The organism is Crystallibacter degradans (genome assembly GCF_012952295.1).
Classification (GTDB): Bacteria; Actinomycetota; Actinomycetes; order Actinomycetales; family Micrococcaceae; genus Crystallibacter; species Crystallibacter degradans.
The window spans coordinates 192,701-211,334 of sequence record NZ_JABBCH010000007.1 but is presented as its reverse complement, the minus strand read 5'-3'; the positions used below and the strand labels follow the sequence as shown (position 1 = coordinate 211,334).

General features: G+C 65.9%; 12 protein-coding genes and 1 pseudogene. 5 read left to right on the top strand and 8 right to left on the bottom strand.

The genetic code is table 11. The features are described from left to right. Positions 1-949, bottom strand: a 949-nt coding sequence (gene hutU, locus HGO92_RS13525; RefSeq protein ID WP_169995615.1) for a urocanate hydratase, incomplete at its 3' end; no start/stop codon positions are given. A gap of 145 nt (positions 950-1,094) precedes the next feature. Continuing rightward, positions 1,095-1,862 carry an IclR family transcriptional regulator gene (locus tag HGO92_RS13520; RefSeq protein WP_169995613.1) on the bottom strand — a complete coding sequence of 256 codons (768 nt, stop codon included), beginning with the start codon at positions 1,860-1,862 and terminating at the stop codon, positions 1,095-1,097. Between the two features lie 161 nt (positions 1,863-2,023). On the opposite strand from HGO92_RS13520, the pseudogene hutG reads away from it, so the two are divergent. From hutG to HGO92_RS13505, 3 genes and pseudogenes are all read left to right on the top strand, one after another. Beyond that, positions 2,024-3,030, top strand: a pseudogene (gene hutG, locus HGO92_RS13515) (formimidoylglutamase). Continuing rightward, positions 3,027-3,248: a hypothetical protein gene (locus HGO92_RS13510; RefSeq protein ID WP_169995309.1), complete on the top strand. Its 222-nt coding sequence runs from the start codon at positions 3,027-3,029 to the stop codon at positions 3,246-3,248. The pseudogene hutG and the gene HGO92_RS13510 overlap by 4 nt, the downstream one beginning before the upstream one ends. Beyond that, positions 3,245-5,968 carry an aminotransferase class I/II-fold pyridoxal phosphate-dependent enzyme gene (locus HGO92_RS13505; RefSeq protein WP_169995612.1) on the top strand — a complete coding sequence of 908 codons (2,724 nt, stop codon included), beginning with the start codon at positions 3,245-3,247 and terminating at the stop codon, positions 5,966-5,968. Before HGO92_RS13510 ends, HGO92_RS13505 begins: the two co-directional genes overlap by 4 nt. Positions 5,969-6,133: 165 nt before the next feature. Here the strand turns inward: HGO92_RS13505 and HGO92_RS13500 are convergent, their stop codons facing one another. After that, a complete protein-coding gene (locus tag HGO92_RS13500; protein ID WP_205834491.1) occupies positions 6,134-7,156 on the bottom strand; it encodes a LacI family DNA-binding transcriptional regulator in 1,023 nt (340 codons plus the stop codon). A 179-nt stretch (positions 7,157-7,335) separates the two neighbouring features. Here HGO92_RS13500 and HGO92_RS13495 point away from each other — a divergent pair, with 179 nt between their 5' ends. Both HGO92_RS13495 and HGO92_RS13490 read left to right on the top strand, forming a co-directional pair. Continuing rightward, positions 7,336-8,271, top strand: a complete 936-nt coding sequence (locus tag HGO92_RS13495; protein WP_205834474.1) for a dihydrodipicolinate synthase family protein — start codon at positions 7,336-7,338, stop codon at positions 8,269-8,271. A 183-nt stretch (positions 8,272-8,454) separates the two neighbouring features. Next, positions 8,455-9,777 (top strand): Nramp family divalent metal transporter, encoded by a 1,323-nt coding sequence (locus HGO92_RS13490; protein WP_205834473.1) that lies wholly within the window; start codon positions 8,455-8,457, stop codon positions 9,775-9,777. A 70-nt stretch (positions 9,778-9,847) separates the two neighbouring features. Here HGO92_RS13490 and HGO92_RS13485 read toward each other — a convergent pair whose 3' ends face one another. The 5 genes from HGO92_RS13485 to HGO92_RS13465 form a co-directional block, all read right to left on the bottom strand. Beyond that, a complete protein-coding gene (locus HGO92_RS13485; RefSeq protein ID WP_169995650.1) occupies positions 9,848-11,857 on the bottom strand; it encodes an ABC transporter ATP-binding protein in 2,010 nt (669 codons plus the stop codon). 122 nt (positions 11,858-11,979) lie between these two features. Then, positions 11,980-13,713, bottom strand: a complete 1,734-nt coding sequence (locus HGO92_RS13480) for an ABC transporter ATP-binding protein (protein ID WP_169995606.1) — start codon at positions 13,711-13,713, stop codon at positions 11,980-11,982. A 174-nt stretch (positions 13,714-13,887) separates the two neighbouring features. Beyond that, positions 13,888-14,868 (bottom strand): S1C family serine protease, encoded by a 981-nt coding sequence (locus HGO92_RS13475; RefSeq protein ID WP_346768954.1) that lies wholly within the window; start codon positions 14,866-14,868, stop codon positions 13,888-13,890. 105 nt (positions 14,869-14,973) lie between these two features. After that, on the bottom strand, positions 14,974-17,370 hold the full coding sequence (locus tag HGO92_RS13470; protein WP_169995605.1) for a multicopper oxidase domain-containing protein: 2,397 nt from the start codon (positions 17,368-17,370) through the stop codon (positions 14,974-14,976). Positions 17,371-17,461: 91 nt separating this feature from the next. Further along, a complete protein-coding gene (locus HGO92_RS13465; protein ID WP_169995646.1) occupies positions 17,462-18,613 on the bottom strand; it encodes an MFS transporter in 1,152 nt (383 codons plus the stop codon). Between the last annotated feature and the right edge of the window lie 21 nt (positions 18,614-18,634).

Genomic DNA, 18,634 nt, shown 5'->3' with positions numbered 1-18,634 from the left:
CGACCATCGCCTGCACGTGGCGGGCCATCGACTCCTGTGCCTTCTTGGTGAAGCCCACGGGGTCGGCCTTGGCCTCGGCGTCCCACTGCTCCACCGAGTACTCCAGCGGCAGGTAGCTCAGCGGGTCGTGGGCGGAGGTCTGGTCGGTGACGATGTCCACGCTGATCTCGCCGGCCTGGTGCCGGCGCAGGATCTCCGGGAACACCGCGGCGGCATTGCCCACGTAGCCCACGGACAGCGGACGCTTCTCCTCCTTGGCGCGCATGACCTTGGCCAACGCGGCGTCAAGATCCGTCTCCACCTCGTCCAGGTAGCGTTTGCCGGCACGGCGGCGAAGGCGCGTCTCGTCGACGTCGACAATCAGGCACGCTCCGCCATTAAGGGTGACGGCCAGCGGCTGGGCGCCGCCCATGCCGCCGCAGCCGCCGGTGAGCGTCAGCGTTCCGGCCAGGGTGCCGTTGAAGCGCTTGTCGGCGATGGCGGCGAAGGTTTCGTAGGTGCCCTGCAGGATGCCCTGGGTACCGATGTAGATCCAGGAACCGGCGGTCATCTGGCCGTACATCATCAGGCCTTCGGCCTCGAGCCGGCGGAACTCCGGCCAGTTGGCCCAGTCCCCCACCAGGTTCGAGTTGGCGATCAGCACCCGCGGCGCCCATTCATTGGTGCGGAAGACGCCCACCGGCTTGCCGGACTGGACCAGCAGGGTCTCGTCCTTCTCCAGGGTGGCCAGGGTGCGCACAATCGCATCGTAGGCTTCCCAGCTGCGGGCCGCGCGGCCGGTGCCGCCGTAGACCACCAGGTCCTCGGGGCGCTCGGCGACCTCGGGATCCAGGTTGTTCATCAGCATCCGCAGCGGCGCTTCGGTCTGCCAGCTCTTGGCCGTCAACTCGGTGCCGCGCGGCGCCTGGATGCTGCGGGACGGGTCATGCTGGGTGAAGTTTTTGACCATTTCGCGTTCCTTCTTTCGCGTCGTGGGGACTGTCGCGGATCCGTGGGTGGCACGGCTCACAACCTCTGCTTCTATGAAACAGCCGCGGTAGCCCTTGCGAAGCGCCCTTTGACACTCTTTTGTCTGGGATACCAGACATCGACCTTTACGTGCCGTAGATGCGGTGGGAAACCTCCACGGCCACGGAGCGAAGTTCGGCCAGCAGCGCCTCGCGGTGTTCCGCCCCCATGCGGTGGCTCAGGAAGGTGACGGCGACGGCGGCCGCCGGCCAGCCGACGTGGTCCAGCGCGGCCACCGCGAGCGAGGCAAAGCCAGCCGTGACGTCCCCTTCTTCGGTCGCGTACCCTCGCTGGCGGACCTGCCCCAAGTGATGCTTCAGCTGTGTGTAGCCGGTAATCGCGGGATCCGGCTGCCGGACAATGAATGCGGACTTGTCCGGAAAGATCGCGCGCAACTGCGAAGCCGGCAGCGCGGCCAGGATGGCGCGGCCGCTGGCGGTCAGGTGCGCCGGCAGCCGCACCCCGACATCGGTCACCAGCGACGGGCGGTTCTTGGCCCGTTCCTCCACCAGGTAGAGCACATCGCGCCCATGCAGCACGGCCAGGTGCGCGCTTTCGCCCACCCTGTCCACCAGCCCTGCCAGCAACGGCCGGCCCAGCCGCGCCAAGGGTTCTTGACGGCTGTACGCGGAGCTCAATTCGAAGGCGGCGATGCCCAACCCGTAGACCCGTTCCTGCGGCAGGTGCAGCACAAAGCCGTTCTCCTGCATCACCGTCAGCAAGTGGTAAACACTTGAGCGCGGCAACTCGAGGGCGGCTGCGATGGCCGTGGCAGTGACGGGGCCGCGGCGCGAGGCCATGTAGCGCAGTATCCGCAGCGTGTTCTCGGCTGCGGGCACCTTGGAGACTGCCATTGGTTCCCTCCTCGGGGGCCCTGCTTTGCCAGGGGCTTCTGTCCGGAATCCCAGACTCTTTCCCGAAATTCTGGCACATCGTATGCCCGAAATACGGTTTCGTTGCTTGAGCCGGTAATTCACGTCACAGAAAAGCCCCCCAAATCAGGATGCTCTTAACCATGTCCTCCCAGTTCGCCCCTCCGTCGTCCGTCCGCCCAGTTTGGACTGGCCGCAACGACGGCGATTCACCCCAGCACCGCCGCTGGCACAACGCCGTGGCACAGCAGACTGCATCCCCCGATTCCGCAACCGATGCCTGGAGCTCCAAAACACTCTGTCCATCGTGGGTTTCCGCAGCGACGAGGGGGTCCGGCGCAACCAGGGCCGTCCCGGCGCCCGGCATGCCCCGGCGGCAATCCGCCGGGCCTTGGGTCCGCTGGCGCTGCACGCCAGGTTCGCTGTCCACGACGCGGGGGACGTGGCCGTCAAAGGCTTCGGCCTCGAACCCGGCCAGGAATCCCTGGGGAAGAAAATTGCTGCCCTGCTGCCTCAGAGCCGCCTAGTGCTGGTGCTTGGCGGTGGCCACGAAACCGCCTATGCCAGTTACCTGGGATTGGCCGGGTCCGGGCTGCTGGAGGGCAGGCGGCTGGGCATCCTGAACCTGGACGCCCACTTCGATCTGCGCCGTGATGCCCGGCCCAGCTCCGGAACGCCGTTCCTGCAGATCGCCGAGGCCGAAGCAGCCGCCAGCCGGCAGTTCCGCTACGCCGTCGCCGGCATCAGCGAACCGAACAACACCCGCGCGCTGTTCGACACGGCCGACCGGCTCGGCGTCGAATACCTCACCGACGAGCAATGCCAGGACAGTACGGCACTAGAGCGCTTCGTGGCCAGCTTCGCGGATTCGGTGGACCTGCTCTACCTGACCGTGGACTTGGACGTGCTGCCCGCAGCAACGGCCCCGGGCGTGAGTGCGCCGGCCGCCTTCGGCGTCCCGTTCCCGGCCATCGCCGCGGCCTGTCGGCAGGCAGCGTCGAGCGGAAAGCTGGCACTGGCCGACGTCGTCGAACTCAATCCGGAGTACGACGACGACGGCGCCACCGCGCGCTGTGCCGCGCGTCTGCTGAGCACCATTGCGCACTCGGCCCGACTGGCCGACCCCAACGCAGAAAGCAGTATGAGATGAAAACCATGATCAAATCCGGAGCCGCGGGCGGCCTGTCACGAGGCCTGACCGCCCGGCATATCCATTTCATCGCCCTCGGCTCGGCCATCGGAACCGGCCTGTTCTTCGGGTCCGCGGTCGCCTTCGAGGACACGTCCGAACCCGCATCCTGGGAAGCCGGGCAGGACACGGCAACGGACACAGCCCGGGAGACAGCACAGCAGACGGGTGGCCGATGAGCGCATTATTGGAATCGGTACAGCCCAAGGAGCAGGCCGGCTGCCTCGACGCTCCGGGCAGTGTCTGGCGGACGCGGGCCGATGACTGGGAGTTCCTCGCCTACGCCACCCGGCAGCTGGCCGGCGGGTGGCGGTCTGCCGGCGGATCCGGAAATCAGCAGGACCAGCCGGGAAGTCAGGCGCTGGCCGCCGAGTGCCATCAGCGGCTGGCACGGCTCGAACCGCTGGAGGCGTACTGGTCCTTTCCTGGCCCTGGACACGTGGAGCGCATTCGCCGCTGCCTGGGCACCGGGGATGCCCGAGCCGCCCTCGCCCTGATCGAGGCCGTGACCCGGCGGCTTCAGCCGGTACACGGCGAGGACGGAGATGGAGCCGGGGAAGAGTCTCCCGAGGTGCCGGCACGACGCACGTTCGAGGTGCTCGTCATCGACGACGTCCCGCCGGCGGAACGGGCGGCGCTGCAGGAGTCCATGCACCGACTGCGGCATGCGTCGGATGAGTTCACTTACACCGTAAATGTCGTCCCCAGTGTTGAGGACGCCCTGGTGGCGGTGCTGCTGAACCCGGATATTCAGGCCTGCGTAGTACGGCCGGGATTTGTCAACCGCTCGAACGCCCGTCTGGGCAGCGGCCTAGCCGGGTACGTCGGCACGCTGGCCGGTGCCGATCTGGACCGGCTGGCGGCGCTGCCGCGCACCCTGCGGCTAGCCGAAGCGCTCACCGAGCTGCGCCCGGAGCTGGACCTGTACCTGATTGCCGCCGTCTCCATCGAGGAGCTGGCCGAGTCCCTGGCCCGCCGGTTCCGGCGGGTGTTCCGTTGGCAGGCGCTGCAGGAGCTGCATCTGTCCATCCTGGCCGGGGTCGCCGAGCGCTATGAAACGCCGTTCTTTAATGCGGTGCGCCGCCACAGCCAGCGTCCGGCCGGCGTGTTCCATGCGATGCCCATCTCCCGCGGCACCTCGGTGGTCACCTCCAAGTGGATTGGGGATCTGGGTGATTTCTACGGATTGAACCTGTTCCTGGCCGAGACCTCCACGACTGCGGGCGGACTGGACTCGCTACTGGATCCGCACGGCACGCTGCGAGCCGCCCAGAGCAAGGCGGCGCGTGCTTTCGGCGCGCAGCGGACCTATTTCGTGACCAACGGGACCTCGACGGCGAACAAGATCGTCACCCAGTCCATCGTGGCCCCCGGGGACGTGGTTCTGGTGGACCGGAACTGCCACAAGTCGCACCACTACGCCCTGATGTTGGCCGGAGCCCGGGTGGCTTATTTGGAGGCCTACCCGCTGGATGACTACTCGGTCTACGGCGCGGTTCCGCTGCAGAGCATCAAGCAGATGCTGCTGGACTACCGTCGGGCCGGAAAGCTGGACGAGGTGAAGCTGATCGCCCTGACCAATTGCACCTTCGACAGCATCGTGTACGACGTGCATCGAGTGATGGCTGAGTGCCTGGCAATCAAACCGGATCTGGTCTTCCTCTGGGACGAGGCCTGGTTCGCCTTCGCCGGCTTCCATCCAGTGCTGCGCCGGCGCACCGCGATGGCCTCCGCACGTCGGCTCGAGCAGGAACTGGCAAGCCCGGAAGCCGCAGAGCGCTACGCGGAGCAGCTGGCAGCGTTGCACGATGCCGACTCCGGCGAGCCGCTCGACGACGAGCTGTGGCTGCGCACCCGCCTGGTCCCGGATCCAGCCCGTGCCCGGGTCCGCGTCTATGCCACCCAGTCCATGCACAAGACCCTCACCGCGCTGCGCCAAGGCTCGATGATCCATGTGCACGACAGGGACTTCAACCGGCTCAATGCCGAGTCCTTCCACGAGGCGTACATGACGCACACCTCCACCTCACCGAACTACCAGATCCTCGCTTCCCTGGACGCCGGCCGCCGGCAGGTGGAGCTGGAGGGCTTTGAACTGGTGCAGCGGCAGATGGATCTGGCGGGCAGCATCGCCGCTGCGGTGGAACGGCAGCCGATGCTGCGAAAATACTTCCGGATCCTCGACGCCGCGGACCTTGTGCCGCTCGCCTACCGCGAAGTTAGCCAATCGCACCATGATCCCAAACCTATGGGCTTGGCCGAACTGGACCGGGCCTGGCGCGAAGACGAATTCGTGCTGGATCCGAGCCGGCTGACTCTGCACATCAGGCTGACCGGCGTGGACGGGGACACCTTCCGCAACGGTTATCTGATGGACCGGTTCGGCATCCAGGTCAACAAGACCTCCCGCAACCCGGTGCTGCTCATGACCAATATCGGCACCACCCGCAGTGCCGTGGCCTTCCTGATCGAGGTCCTGGTCCAGCTGGCTGAGGCCTTCGATGAGGAACAGACAGGGATGAGCCCGCTCGCACTGCAGGCCCGGCAGGCCCGGGTGGCCTCGCTCACTACGGCACCGCCCCCGCTGCCAAACTTCAGCCGCTTCGCGGACCGTTTCCGCTCCGGCCCGGACACACCCGACGGCGATCTGCGGGCCGCCCATTTCCTCACCTACCGGGAAGGCTCCTGCCGTTACCTGCAACCGGAGGCTGCCGCGCGGCTCGTGGCCGACGGCGAGGAACTGATCTCCGCCGCGTTCGTTACCCCGTATCCGCCGGGCTTCCCGGTGCTGGTCCCCGGGCAGGTGATCACCGGCGAGATCCTCGACTACATGGCCGCGCTGGACGTACGGGAGGTGCACGGATTCCATCCGGAATTCGGCTACCGCGTCCTGGTCTAGCCATAGGGTTCTTGTCTGGGGGGATCGACAACAAGCACCTCGGGCCGTTCCACTTCCCTGACGTTGATCAGCTTGTGCCGGTCACGCTTGAGGTCGTCGATTAGTAGAGGTACTCAGTCATGTCCGCGGTCCACGAGCGGGGTAACGGGGGGTGCGGGGACCCCTTTAGCGGCGGGGCGGTCCACTTGAGGCGCGTGGTATGAGGGTCGGGAGCGCGCGGGTGATGTGCCGGGGTTTGGTGTCCGGGTCCAGCAGCATCCGCAGGGCCGATTCAGCAATCTGGTCGAAAGGAACTCTGACCGAGGTCAGAGGCACCGGGAGCAGTTGTGCCAGCGGGATGTCGTTGTACCCGACAAGAGCTAGGTCGGAGCCGATAGAGATGCCTGCCCGTTGGGCTGCTGCGATGATCCCCAGGGCGAGGTTATCGTTCGCCGCGAACACGGCGGTCGGCCTCTCAGAGGATGGACGGCCGAACAGGGCTTCACCCGCTTCGGCGCCGTTTTCGATGCTGTAGCCGCGTCCGATGATCCGATCCGCTGGAAGGTGAAGTCCGGCTTCGGTGAGGGCGCGGCGGGCGCCGGCGAGGCGGTCCCGGGCCGTGGAGGCGAAATCGGGGCCAGTCACGACCGCTATGTCCGTGTGTCCGAGGTCGATGAGGTGGCGGACGGCGAGGTAGCCGCCGGCTTCATCGTCGCCCAGGGCCGACGGGCTGGTTCCGTCGGTGCGCACCACCAGCGCGTGGGGAACATGCCGTTCCCTCAATGAGGCCGGCAGTTGGTCGTCGAGCCTGGCGGAGGCGAGGATCAGCCCGTCGACGTTGCGGTCCAGCAGGGTTTCCGCGGCCGTCCGTTCATCTGCCGGGTCATCGCCGCTGGTAGCGACGACGGCGAAGTGCCCGTGCGCGCGGGCGGCGCGCTCCAGGGCTTCGAACATCATGGCCATGACGGTATCGCTTAGCCGGGGAACGAGGACGCCGATGGTTCCCGTGGATCCCCGGCGGAGCCCTGACGCCGACATGTTGCGGCGGTAGCCAAGTTCCTCGGCGATTTGCCGGACCCGCAGCGCGGTCGCCGAGCGCGAAGAAGAGCTCCGAGCGTCCAGGACTCGGCTGACCGTGGAAATACTGACGCCGGTGGCTTCGGCAACGTCGCGCAGGGTTACCTGCCGCCGTTCCTCTGTCGAACTCATCATTGCTGTCCTTCCACGGGTCCTGCGCCCCAGTCTAGTAGGCCCCTCCGGGCGCCTCCTGCGGCCCCCGAAAAACCACCTATTGACAACTGTGCTCCACGTCACGCAGAATTGCAAACGTTCCCGATAACGATTGCAAACAAGCGGTCGGCATGGATCTACCGAAAGAGAAGAAAGTCATGACACTCGACCTCCGCGGCCTCGTACCCGCCCCCGTCACGCCGTTCAACGAAGACGGTTCAGTCGATTTTGATGCCATCCAGCGTCTGGGTAGCTGGCTCGCCTCCGTCGATGGCGTCAAGGGCCTGGTGGTCCTGGGCCATGCCGGCGAAGGAACCTTCCTGACCGCGGAGGAGCAAGCCGCGGTCATCACCGCGTTCCGTGATGCCGTTGATTCCCGCATCCCGATCATTGCGGGCATCACCGGTGAGGGAAACACCGTTGCCGCCCTCGAAGCCAAGCGTGCGGTCGATGCCGGCGCCTCCGCCGGCCTGGTCTACCCCTCGCACGGCTGGCTGCGCTTCGGCTACCAGAAGGGCGCACCGCAGACCCGCTACAAGGAGATCTACGAGACCAGCGGACTACCGCTGATCCTCTTCCAGTACCCTGATGCCACCAAGGCAACCTACGATCTGGAGACCCAACTGGAGATCGCCGGCCAGGAAGGTGTCTTCGCCACCAAGAACGGCGTACGGAACATGCGCCGCTGGGACACGGAAATCCCCGTGCTGCGCGAAACTTACCCGGACCTGCAGATCCTCACCTGCCACGACGAATACCTGCTGCACACCATGTTCGACGTCGACGGCGCCCTCGTAGGCTACGGCGGACTCGCCCCCGAACCGCTGGTCGAACTGATCGCCGCCGGCAAGGCCAAGGACTACGCCGCTGCCCGCGCGATCCACGACCGCCTGCTGCCAGTCACCAAGAACGTCTACCACCGCGGCTCCCACATGGAAGGCACCGTCGCGCTCAAGGAAGGACTCGTCGCCCGCGGCATCCTTGAGCACGCCACCGTCCGCCCGCCCCTGCTGCCTCTGGCACCGGGTGCCGGCAAGGAAATCGCTGATGCTTTGGCCTCGGCCGGACTGACCAGCGTCACGTCCCGCGTCTAACCACAGTTCCGTCTGGGGTGGCGGTCCGCAGACCCGCCGTCCGCCACCCCAGTTCCAGAACCAACCCCGTCTCTCGGCCCCGGAACATACCCTGGCCACGATTTCCGTTCCCCCCAGCTCTTCACAGCGGTCAGTGCCGACCTGCGGCAAGGAAGCCGCGTACCCCTATAAGGAGGTCTCGCCATGAGCGAGAGCACGAAGTCCCGATCCAGCTCGCCCTCGGCCCCGGCCCCGTCCGGGCACGATACTGGTTACGCTAAATCCACCGCCGGCAGAGAGGAACACATGACCCGCCTCGCAACACGGCGCACCTTCTGGGCGCGCCTGACGCTGATCGGTCCTGCCTTCGTCGTCGGCGCCTGGCAGTTCGGCCCCGGAAACCTGGCCTCCGCAGTACAAGCCGGCGGCGCATACTCCTACACACTGATCTGGGTCATCGCCGTCTCGACCATCCTGATGATCTTCTTCACCGACATGAGCGTCCGCCTCGGCATCGCCACCCCGGTCTCCCTAATCACCTCCATCAAAGAACACCTGGGCAACCCCATCGGGTACATCGCCGGATTCGGCGTCTTCGCCATCACCCTCATGTTCTCCGTCGGCAACGCCGTCGGCTCCGGCCTCGGCCTGTCCCTGATCTTCGGCGGATCCCCGGTCCTGTGGACCATCCTCTGCACCACCGCCGTCGGATTCATCCTCCTGTTCAAGAACGTCTACTTCATCGTCGAGAAAATCCTTGTCGCCATCGTCGCCCTGATGTCCATCGGATTCCTTACCAGCGCCTTCGTCTCCCGCCCCGACTGGGTCCAGTCCGTCGAAGGCCTCATGCCGCAGATCCCGGCCGGCAGCGAAATCCTGGTCGTCGCCCTCGTCGGCACGAACTTCTCTATCAACGCCGCGTTCTACAACGCCTATGGCACCAAGGAACGCCGCCGCACCGCCGAGGAATACCGCGACGTCACCATGGTCGACACCATCCCGGGCATCGTAGCCCCCGGCGTCATGACCGCCCTCGTCATCATCGTCGCCGCCGCCGTCCTTGGCCGCACCGGCGAAGAAGCCACCACCATCAACGCCCTCGCCACCATCTTCGAACCCCTTGCCGGACCCGTTGGATCATTCCTCTTCGCCCTCGGCCTCTCCGGCGCAGCGTTCTCCTCCATGATCGCCAACGCCACCGCCGGCGGCACCATGCTCTCCGACGCCCTCGGCAAAGGCGCCCGATCCGGATCCCCCACAGCCAAAACCGTCATAGCCATCATCCTGGCCTTCGGCGTCACCATCACCCTGATCTTCCAAAGCTCCCCCGTCGGCCTGATCATCATCGCCCAATCCCTGACCGTGCTCGTCGCACCCGTCCTCGGAATCCTGCTCATGATCATGAGCAACCGGCGAAACCTCATGGGAGACCTACGCAACCGCTGGTGGCACAACCTCTTCGGCATCATCGGACTCATCGCGATCCTCGCAATGTCCCTCCGCCTGATCATCTCCCTCATCAGCTAGCACGACATATCAACTCGCAGGACCCCGCCCTTGTGCGGGGTCCTGTCTTCGGCCTCCAAGCAGCGCTTTGTTACACCGTATCCGCAGCAGCGGCGAACTGGGACATATAGAGCCGGTAGTACGCACCCTGGGCTTCAAGCAGTTCCGTGTGGTTGCCCTGCTCCACGATCTGCCCGTCCTCCATCACCAGGATGATGTCGGCGTCGCGAATGGTGGAGAGCCGGTGCGCGATCACAAAACTGGTCCGGTCAGTGCGCAGGGCCGCCATGGCGTGCTGGACCAGCAGTTCGGTCCGGGTGTCCACCGAACTCGTGGCCTCGTCCAGAATCAACAGCGACGGGTTGGCCAGGAACGCGCGGGCGATGGTGATCAACTGCTTCTCGCCGGCGCTGACGTTGTTGCCCTCTTCGTCGATCACCGTGTCATAGCCATCCGGCAATGCCCGTACAAAGCGGTCCACGTAGGTGGCCTTTGCCGCCTCGAGCACCTGCTCCTCGGTGGCGCCGAGATTGCCGTAGCGGATGTTCTCCGCGATGGTACCGCCGAAGAGCCAAGCGTCCTGCAGCACCATGCCCACCTTGGAGCGCAGCTCGGCCCGGCTGAGCTGCGTGATGTCCACGTTGTCCAGGGTGATCCGGCCGGAGTTCAGCTCGTAGAAGCGCATCACCAGGTTTACCAGGGTGGTCTTGCCGGCGCCGGTGGGCCCCACGATCGCCACGGTTTCGCCGGGTTTCGCCGCGAAGGACAGGTCCTCGATCAGCGGCTTGTCCGGGGTGTAGCTGAAGCTGACGTGCTCGAACTCGACATGGCCGTCCGTCTTGGCGGGCAGCGACTTGGTGGCCGTGTCCGGGTCCTGCTCCTCGGCGTCGAGCAGTTCGAACACCCGCTCTGCGGAGGCAACGCCGGACTGGAGCATGTTGGCCATGCCCGCCATCTGGCTCAGCGGCTGGTTGAACTCGCGCGAGTACTGGATGAACGCCGTCGCCTCGCCCAGGGTCATCGAGCCGGAGGCCACACGCAGCCCGCCCACCACTGCGATCCCCACGTAGGAGAGGTAGGAGATGAACTGCATGACGGGCATGATCATGCCGGAGACAAACTGCGCGCCGAAGGAGGCCTGGTAGAGTTCCTCGTTCTTCTCGTCGAACTGCGCCAGCGACTCCTTCTCCCGGCCGAACACGCGCACCAGGTCATGCCCGCTGAAGGACTCCTCGATATGCCCGTTCAGCTGCCCGGTGTTCTTCCACTGGGCGGCAAACAGCTTCTGGCTGCGTGCGCCGATCAGACCGGCGCCTAGTGCGGAAAGCGGCAGCGCGATGAGGGCGATGACGGCCAGTTGCCAGGAGACGATGAACATCATGACCGTGATGCCGATCAGGCTCAGCGCGGACATGATCAACTGCGCGAAGGCCTGCTGCAGCGCCTGCTGGACGTTGTCGACGTCGTTAGTCACCCGGGAAAGCAGGTCGCCGCGCTGGCGGGTATCGAAGTAGTTCAGCGGCAGCCGGTTCAGCTTGTCTTCCACGTCGCGGCGCAGGTTGTAGACCACGCGCATGACCACCTTGTTCAGCACGTAGCCCTGCAGCCACATGAAGAGCGAGGACACCACGTACATGCCCAGTACGATAGCGATCAGCCGGCCCAGCAGTTCGAAATCGATGCCGGCGCCGGGCGTGATTTCCATCCCGGATAGCAGGTCCGCGAACTGGTCCTGCCCCTGGACGCGCAGCCCCGCGATCACCTGCTCCTGGGTGGCGCCGGCGGGCAGGTTGCTGCTGATGGCGCCGTTGAAAATCACGTCCATCGCGTTGCCGAGGACCCGCGGGGCAATGACATTAAGAACGACGGCGATGATCACCATGGCGAGCACCACGGCGATTGCTGCCTTTTCCGGCTTCAGCAGCCCGAAGAGCCGCTTGGCGGACGGCCAGAATTGCTTGGCCTTCTTCGCCGGCGTGCCGCCGAACATGTCGCCGTCGGCCTCGGTGGGCTGGAACTCCTCCTCGAGGACCTGTGCCTCGGCGTCCGCCGCCGCGCCTGGAGTCGGCGCCACCACCGGGTCGATGGTGGGGCCGTCCATGGGGCGGTCTATGGCGGGGCCGTCGCTGGTGGGCGGGTCGAAGGTACGCGAGCCGGTCGTGTGGCCGTCAGATGTGCGGCCGTCGTCTTGGCGGATGTCCTTGTCCGTGTCCTTGTCCGTGCTCATGCCACCTCCTCCGCCTGGGTCTGCGATTCAACAATTTCCTGGTAGGTGGGCGAGGTTTCCAGCAGCTCCTCATGGGTGCCGCGGGCGACGATCTGCCCGTGCTCCATCACCAGGATCTGGTCCGCGTCCGTGATGGTGGTGACGCGCTGGGCCACGATGATCACTGTGGCGTCCCTGGTCTTGGCCTTCAGCGCAGCCCGCAGCCGGGCATCCGTGGCCACATCCAGCGCCGAAAACGAGTCGTCGAACAGGTACACCTTGGGCTTGGCCACCAGCGCCCGCGCGATGCAGAGCCGCTGGCGCTGCCCGCCGGAAACGTTGGTGCCGCCCTGCGACACCGGCGAGTTCAAACCGTGCTCCTTGGCCAGCACGAAATCCGCGCCCTGGGCCACGGTCAAGGCTTCCCAGAGGTCGTCGTCGTGCGCTTGAGGGTTGCCGAAGCGCAGGTTGTGTGCGATGGTGCCGGAGAACAGGTACGGCCGCTGCGGCACCAACGCCACACGGTCCGTGATGTCCGGGCGCGCCATGCTGGTGATGGGAATGCCGTCGAGCAGGACCTCGCCGCTGCCGACGTCGAAAAGCCGGGGCAGCATGGAAATCAGAGTGCTCTTACCTGACCCGGTGCTGCCCACAATGGCGGTGGTCTGCCCGGGCCGGGCGGTGAAACTGACATCGTTGAGGACCGGAGCTTCGGCGCCCGGATAGGCGAAGGAAACGTTCCGGAACTCCACCACGCCGGCCTTGTCCGCCGGCTGCAGCGGCTGCTCGGGCTCGTGGACGGAAGGCTTGACGCCGAGCACCTCGCCGATCCGCTCGGCACAGACCGAGGCGCGCGGAATCATCATCGCCATGAACGTGCCCATCATGACCGCCACCAGGATCTGCAGCAGGTACTGCAGGAACGCGGTCAGCGCGCCCACCTGCATCTCCCCCGCATCCACCCGCAGCCCGCCGAACCACAGCACGGCCGCCGTGGCCAGGTGCATGATCATGCCGATCGCCGGGAACATCAGCACAAACAGCGAGCCCACGGCCAGGGACACGTCCGTCAGTTCCCGGTTGGCCTTGCCGAACCGTTTGGCCTCGAACGGCTCGCGGACAAAGGCGCGCACCACGCGGATGCCGGTGATTTGTTCGCGCAGCACCCCGTTGATGTTGTCGATCTTGGTCTGCATGGACCGGAACAGCGGCATCAGGCGCCAGACCAGGAAACCGACGACGACGAACAGCGCCGGTACGGATACCCACACCAGCCAGGAGAGCGCAAGGTCCTCGCGCAGCGCCATGATGATGCCGCCGATGCACATGATGGGCGCCGCCACCATGAAGTTCAGGCCCATCAGCACCAGCATCTGGACCTGCTGCACATCGTTGGTGCCGCGGGTGATCAGGCTGGGCGCGCCGAACTCGTTAACCTCTTGGGCCGAGAAGCCGGACACCTTGTGGAAGACGCCCTTGCGCACGTCCCGGCCGACGGCCATCGCGGCCTTCGAGCCGAACCAGACCGCGGCGATCGCCGTCGTTACTTGGATGAGGCTGACCCCGAGCATGACCATGCCGATGTTCCAGATGTACTCGGTGTCGCCCCGGGCCACGCCCTGGTCGATAATCTGGGCGTTCAGGCTGGGCAGGTAGAGGGCCGCGATGGTCGCTGCGAGCTGCAGGATGACCACCGCCAGGACCAGTGACAGGTAGGGCCGTATGTAGTGACGGACCAGTTTGATCAGCATGAAGCCGGTTCCTCGGGATTGTGAGTGATAGAGCCAGGGTGCGTGAGTGTCGCGGTGGGGCGCCGGTTGCCGGACGGCGCCGCAAGAAAAGGCCGCACCCTAGCGTATGCCTGCGATCGGACAGTGTCTATCAGTCGAAAGGAGGATCTTGGGCGGGCGCTGAGGCTCGGTCAGTTAGACGGATTCGGTCATCTCCTCCGGGACGGCGACGACGTCCACCAGCGCCCCGGAGCGCATGACGGTGACCGGGAAGGGCACGCCGATGGCGTCCGAGAACAGCAGCTTCTGCAGGCTTTCGGCGCTTGCCACCGGCCTGCGGCCGGCGCTGACCACGAGGTCGCCCTGCTTCAGGCCGGCCTTGGCGGCCGGTGAACCGGGAATGACCTCGACGACGCGCAGCGCGTGGCGCTGCCCGTTGCGCAGCTTGACGGTTGCCGGCAGCTGCACTGGGGTGCTGACCAGGCCAAGGTAGGCGCGGCGGACCCGCCCGTCGGTCAGCAGCGCGGAGATGATGCGGCGGGTGGTGGCGTTAATCGGGATGGCCAGTCCGAGGCCTGCCCCGGCCACGGCTGTACTGATGCCGACTACGTACCCGCGGCTGTCGGCAAGCGCACCGCCGGAGCTGCCCGGGTTCAGGGCCGCGTCCGTCTGGATGACGTCTTCGATCACCCGCCTGCTGCCGCCGGTCCAGGCAGGCATCGAGCGGCCGAGACCGCTCACGACCCCTGCGGACACGGAGCCGCTCAGGCCCAGCGGGTTGCCTACAGCAATGACCAGCTGTCCTACCCGCAGCGCTTCGGCATCGCCGAGCCGGGCCGGTGCCGGTGTGGCGGACAGGCCGCGGAGGACGGCCAGGTCAGACAACGGGTCGGCGCCGATGATGTCGATGTCCGTGGCGCTGCCGTCCGCAAAGACCGCCCGCCCTTCATTGGCGCCGGCGACCACATGGGCGTTGGTCAGCAGGTAGCCGTCTTCGGTGAACACCACGGCCGAACCTGCACCGACCCGGACAGGCCCGTTGCGGCCATGGCGCGCCATCTCGATGGCAGCCACGTGCGGAGTAACGGATTCCGCCACGCGGATGACGGTCCGTGAGTAAGCATCAAGCGGATCTTCGGCGCCGGGGGCTGGACCGGCGCCGGCTGTTGCGTTCACAGAGCACTTCCTCGAACAGTTGGTGATCTATTAAAACCACCCTGCGCCCGTGGTTGATCCAGCTGGTGCTACGCCTTCGGTGAACGCTTCCCCGACTTCGTCCTCCTACACGGCGGTAATGGTCACCGTCTTGGTGGCCCGCACCTCCCCGGGCACCCAGGACAGGAACTTGATGTGCATGAGGTACTTGCCGGGTGCAGGCGGGCGGAGCAGGAAGTCGTATTTTTCCGCCGCTCCAGAAGCTATCTTGCTGGTGCGGAGCGGATACTTGCTGGACCAGACCGGCGTGGAAGGGCCGTTGGGATCGGCGGTGTTGCGGAACGGACGCCCGTCATGGGCAATCAGGTCGGCCATCGCCACGGGTTTGCCCTTCATGTCGGTAAATTCCGTCAGGGTGGGGAAATAGTCCACGTTGACCATGCGGACCAATGTCGGCGCGAGTCCGCTTTGTTTCGTATTCGCCTTCATGCTGGAGAAGGCCCAGACGCGGCGGCCGCCAGGTCTCTTGGGGACGACACCGCCCAGGGTGTAGAAATGCTTGGCTTTGAACCGGTTCAGGCCGGCGTCCTCGCCGGAGAGGCCTGCCGCATGGTTCATTTCATGCCAGCTCGGGTCCAGGGAATACGGCAGCAGCACAGTTTCGGTGGCGATGTCGTACTCCGGGCCGTCGACGAAGGCACGTCGTGTCCCCGGACTCGGCGGCTTCACCCGGTCGATTGCCGGGTCGACGATGACGATGCCGAACATGCCCATCTCGACATGCAGCGGTGTATTGACGTGGCAATGGTAGAAATACGTGCCCGACCCTCCGCGGTTCGGATTCCCTGCTTCGCCGATGTCCGGCCTCAGTTGATAGGTGTAGTGGCCGGTGACTTCATAGGAGGTGTGGCCCACGCCGTCGTTGCGGGGATCGGGTTCAATGCCATGCCAGTGGATGGTGTGTACGCGTTTGCTCGGCTCAATGGTTCCGTGGAAGATGTCGCCTTCCGTGAACCGCGCCAGCGGACCGGGCATGCCCCGGTCTTTGCTGTTGGTCGCAAAGCTCCACACTTCGTGCTCGGAACCGTCGGGGAATTCCAGTTCACGGCTGAAGAAGTCGAACGTCATCGAGACGTCGGGGCGTTGTCGGAACATGGTTTCCGGGCTGCCCTCATGGGGCTGGTCGGAGGCAAAGTCCACCTGGCTCTCGTATTTATGGTGGGCCTCGGCTTCATGCTCTCCGGCCAGCACCCAGTCTGCGACCAGGCCGCCCGGGTAGAGACCGCCGGCCGCCGTCTGTGAAGGCTCCGCATGGCAATGCATGGGGTACCGCCAGTCTTCCTTACGGGCTTCCCAAACGGCGTCGACACAGTCCGGCGGGCGCACCATCGGCAGGATCGCTTCTTTGCGTTCAAGCGGCGAAAGCGCAACAGTGTCCTCCCACTGCTGGAGGCTCACGTGGCCGTCCGCCATCACCGTGCCCTTCTCGCGCGGGAAGTCCCTCCCGTTCTCCCTGACGGTCCAGACGTGATTGCCGTGATAATGCAGTTGATGGCCCACGATGCCGGCGTTGACCATCCGGATCAGCTGTCCGGTCCGGACCGTTCCCACTGCCGGCGATTGGCTGAAGTTCCGCACATCCGTCAAGCGGGGGAAACCTGAGGGAAGGCTGTCTTCCTCCCTCTCCTCGTTCAGTTCAGGGTCGTCGGAGACGCCCAGGGAGCGGAAGCCGGCCTCGTCATTCAGATTGAAGTAGCGTGGGGCAACGTCCGTTCCGATGCTGTCGAGTCTGCCGCCCCGGGAAGCCACGCTGGCCCACTCCGGCACCACGTTGTGGCACATCCACAGCCATTGGCGCTCGAACTCCGGGCCGTTCGGGCCGAGGTGCCAGGCCCGGGCCGGGTCGATAACCACCAGTACCCCGTAGAGTCCCAGTGTGCGTTCAACAGCCCCATTGGTGGGATCGGAATAAAGGTACGTTCCTGGGGCCGGGGCCTTCAGGTTCAGGATTCCGGTCGCGCCGGAACGAATGCTTCCGCTGGTGACGTCCCCCCGGTTCGGTCCCGCTCCGTGGATGGCCAGTTCGTGGGGCTGCTTAAGCCGGTTGTGGATGCGCAGCCTGATGGTGCTTCCCACCTCCGCGATGATGGTCCGCTCCGGAAAATAGCTGGCCCAGTACCGGCGTTTCGGCAGGTAGTAGTACTCTTCCTGCGGATCCGGACGTTCCGGCGCGGGTCTGCCATGGGGCGGCAACGGCCGGTTCAACGGGTAGGTACGGCTCGCGACCACCTGGCCGGACCGAATAAAGATCCGCGGGGCTATTCGCAGGCTCGGGTTCGGATCCGATGGGGCCGTCTGTCGGTCCCCAAACCCGCGATGGTAGACCAGCGCGCCGTCCACCATAGGCACAAAGCCCTCATTGATGTAGAGATCCAGCACGCCCGCCGACCCGGTGGAACCGGTCCTGACGTTGGTAGCGGGCTCCGTTCCGCGCCGCACAAGACTGAATAGACCGTTCCCCATAGCTAAAGCCTCTCGATGCAAGTACTAGTCCCCCACTTGAGTACCGCACCTAGTACGTCATCCCCATCTTGGAAAAGTCTTGATCCAGAAGTTATTTCGTCTCGGAACCACGCAAGGCGAGCACCGCCGTCGTGCCTGCGAAAAGCGCGAGCACCGCGGCAAAGATGGCGACGCCCGCCCAGCCGAACTGCACGAAAAACAGGCCGCCTGCCCAGCCGAGCAGGCTCGATCCGGCATAGTAGAACAGGTTGTAGAGGCCCGAGGCCTGGGACTGGCCCACGGTGGCAAGCCGCGGTGTCCAACCCGACGCCACCGAGTGCGCGCCGAAGAATCCTCCGGTAAAGACCACCAGACCCACCAGGATGACCGGCAGCGAATCGGCCAGCGTGATCGCCAAGCCCGCGATAATCACCGGGATGCTGGCGAGAAGCACGCGCAACCGCCCGAACCGCACTGTCAGCCCGCCCGCTAAACGGGAGGACACCGTGCCGGCCAGGTACGCCAGGAAGAGCAGGCTGGCCAGCGACGTCGGCAGGTTGAACGGCGGCGCCTCAAGCCGGAAGCCGAGGTAGTTGTAGACCGCGACGAAGCCACCCATCAGCAGGAAGCCCTGTCCGTAGAGGGCCAGCAGCCGCGGCGAGCGCAGGTTGATGAGGATGCGCTCGGCCAGTTTGGGTCCCTGCCCGCGGACCACCGGCCGGAAACCCCGCGGGGCGGGGGCCAGCCGGACGAAGAGGACGGCGGCGACCGCGGAGAGCGCGCTCACCGCGAGCACACCCGCGCGCCAGTCGGTAAACTCCGCCACCGGGCCGGCCACCAGCCGACCGGCGAGGCCGCCGATGGTTGTGCCGGCAACGTAGGTCCCCGCGGCCACCGCAGCGTGCAGCCGCTGGACCTCCTCGTTCAGGTACACCAGCGCGACGGCGGGAATGCCGCCAAGCGCCGCGCCCTCCAGAAAGCGCAGCGCCAGCATCGAAGGAAAAGTCGGCGCGAGCGGCAGCAGCAAACCAAGGACGACGGCGGCACTGATCGCCCAGGACATCGTGCGTTTTCGGCCGGCGCGGTCGGCGATGGCAGACCACGGGATGACCGCGAGCGCCAAGCCGATGGTGGCGGCGGAAACGCTCAGGGCGGCGTCCGCCGCCGAAACCTGGAAGTCGCGGGCGATGCCGGGCAGCACGGCCTGCACCGAGTAGAGCTGGGCGAAGGTGGCCAGTCCGCCGAAGAGCAGCGCGATCAGCATATGCCGGTAGGCCCTGCTGCC

What these genes read in the sequence shown, in the direction of transcription:
- HGO92_RS13520 (WP_169995613.1), bottom strand. Translation starts at nt 1,862, where the DNA reads ATGGCAGTCTCCAAGGTGCCCGCAGCCGAGAACACGCTGCGGATACTG.
- HGO92_RS13510 (WP_169995309.1), top strand. Translation starts at nt 3,027, where the DNA reads ATGAAAACCATGATCAAATCCGGAGCCGCGGGCGGCCTGTCACGAGGC.
- HGO92_RS13505 (WP_169995612.1), top strand. Translation starts at nt 3,245, where the DNA reads ATGAGCGCATTATTGGAATCGGTACAGCCCAAGGAGCAGGCCGGCTGC.
- HGO92_RS13500 (WP_205834491.1), bottom strand. Translation starts at nt 7,156, where the DNA reads ATGAGTTCGACAGAGGAACGGCGGCAGGTAACCCTGCGCGACGTTGCC.
- HGO92_RS13495 (WP_205834474.1), top strand. Translation starts at nt 7,336, where the DNA reads ATGACACTCGACCTCCGCGGCCTCGTACCCGCCCCCGTCACGCCGTTC.
- HGO92_RS13490 (WP_205834473.1), top strand. Translation starts at nt 8,455, where the DNA reads ATGAGCGAGAGCACGAAGTCCCGATCCAGCTCGCCCTCGGCCCCGGCC.
- HGO92_RS13485 (WP_169995650.1), bottom strand. Translation starts at nt 11,857, where the DNA reads ATGGACGGCCCCACCATCGACCCGGTGGTGGCGCCGACTCCAGGCGCG.
- HGO92_RS13480 (WP_169995606.1), bottom strand. Translation starts at nt 13,713, where the DNA reads ATGCTGATCAAACTGGTCCGTCACTACATACGGCCCTACCTGTCACTG.
- HGO92_RS13470 (WP_169995605.1), bottom strand. Translation starts at nt 17,370, where the DNA reads ATGGGGAACGGTCTATTCAGTCTTGTGCGGCGCGGAACGGAGCCCGCT.
- HGO92_RS13465 (WP_169995646.1), bottom strand. Translation starts at nt 18,613, where the DNA reads ATGCTGATCGCGCTGCTCTTCGGCGGACTGGCCACCTTCGCCCAGCTC.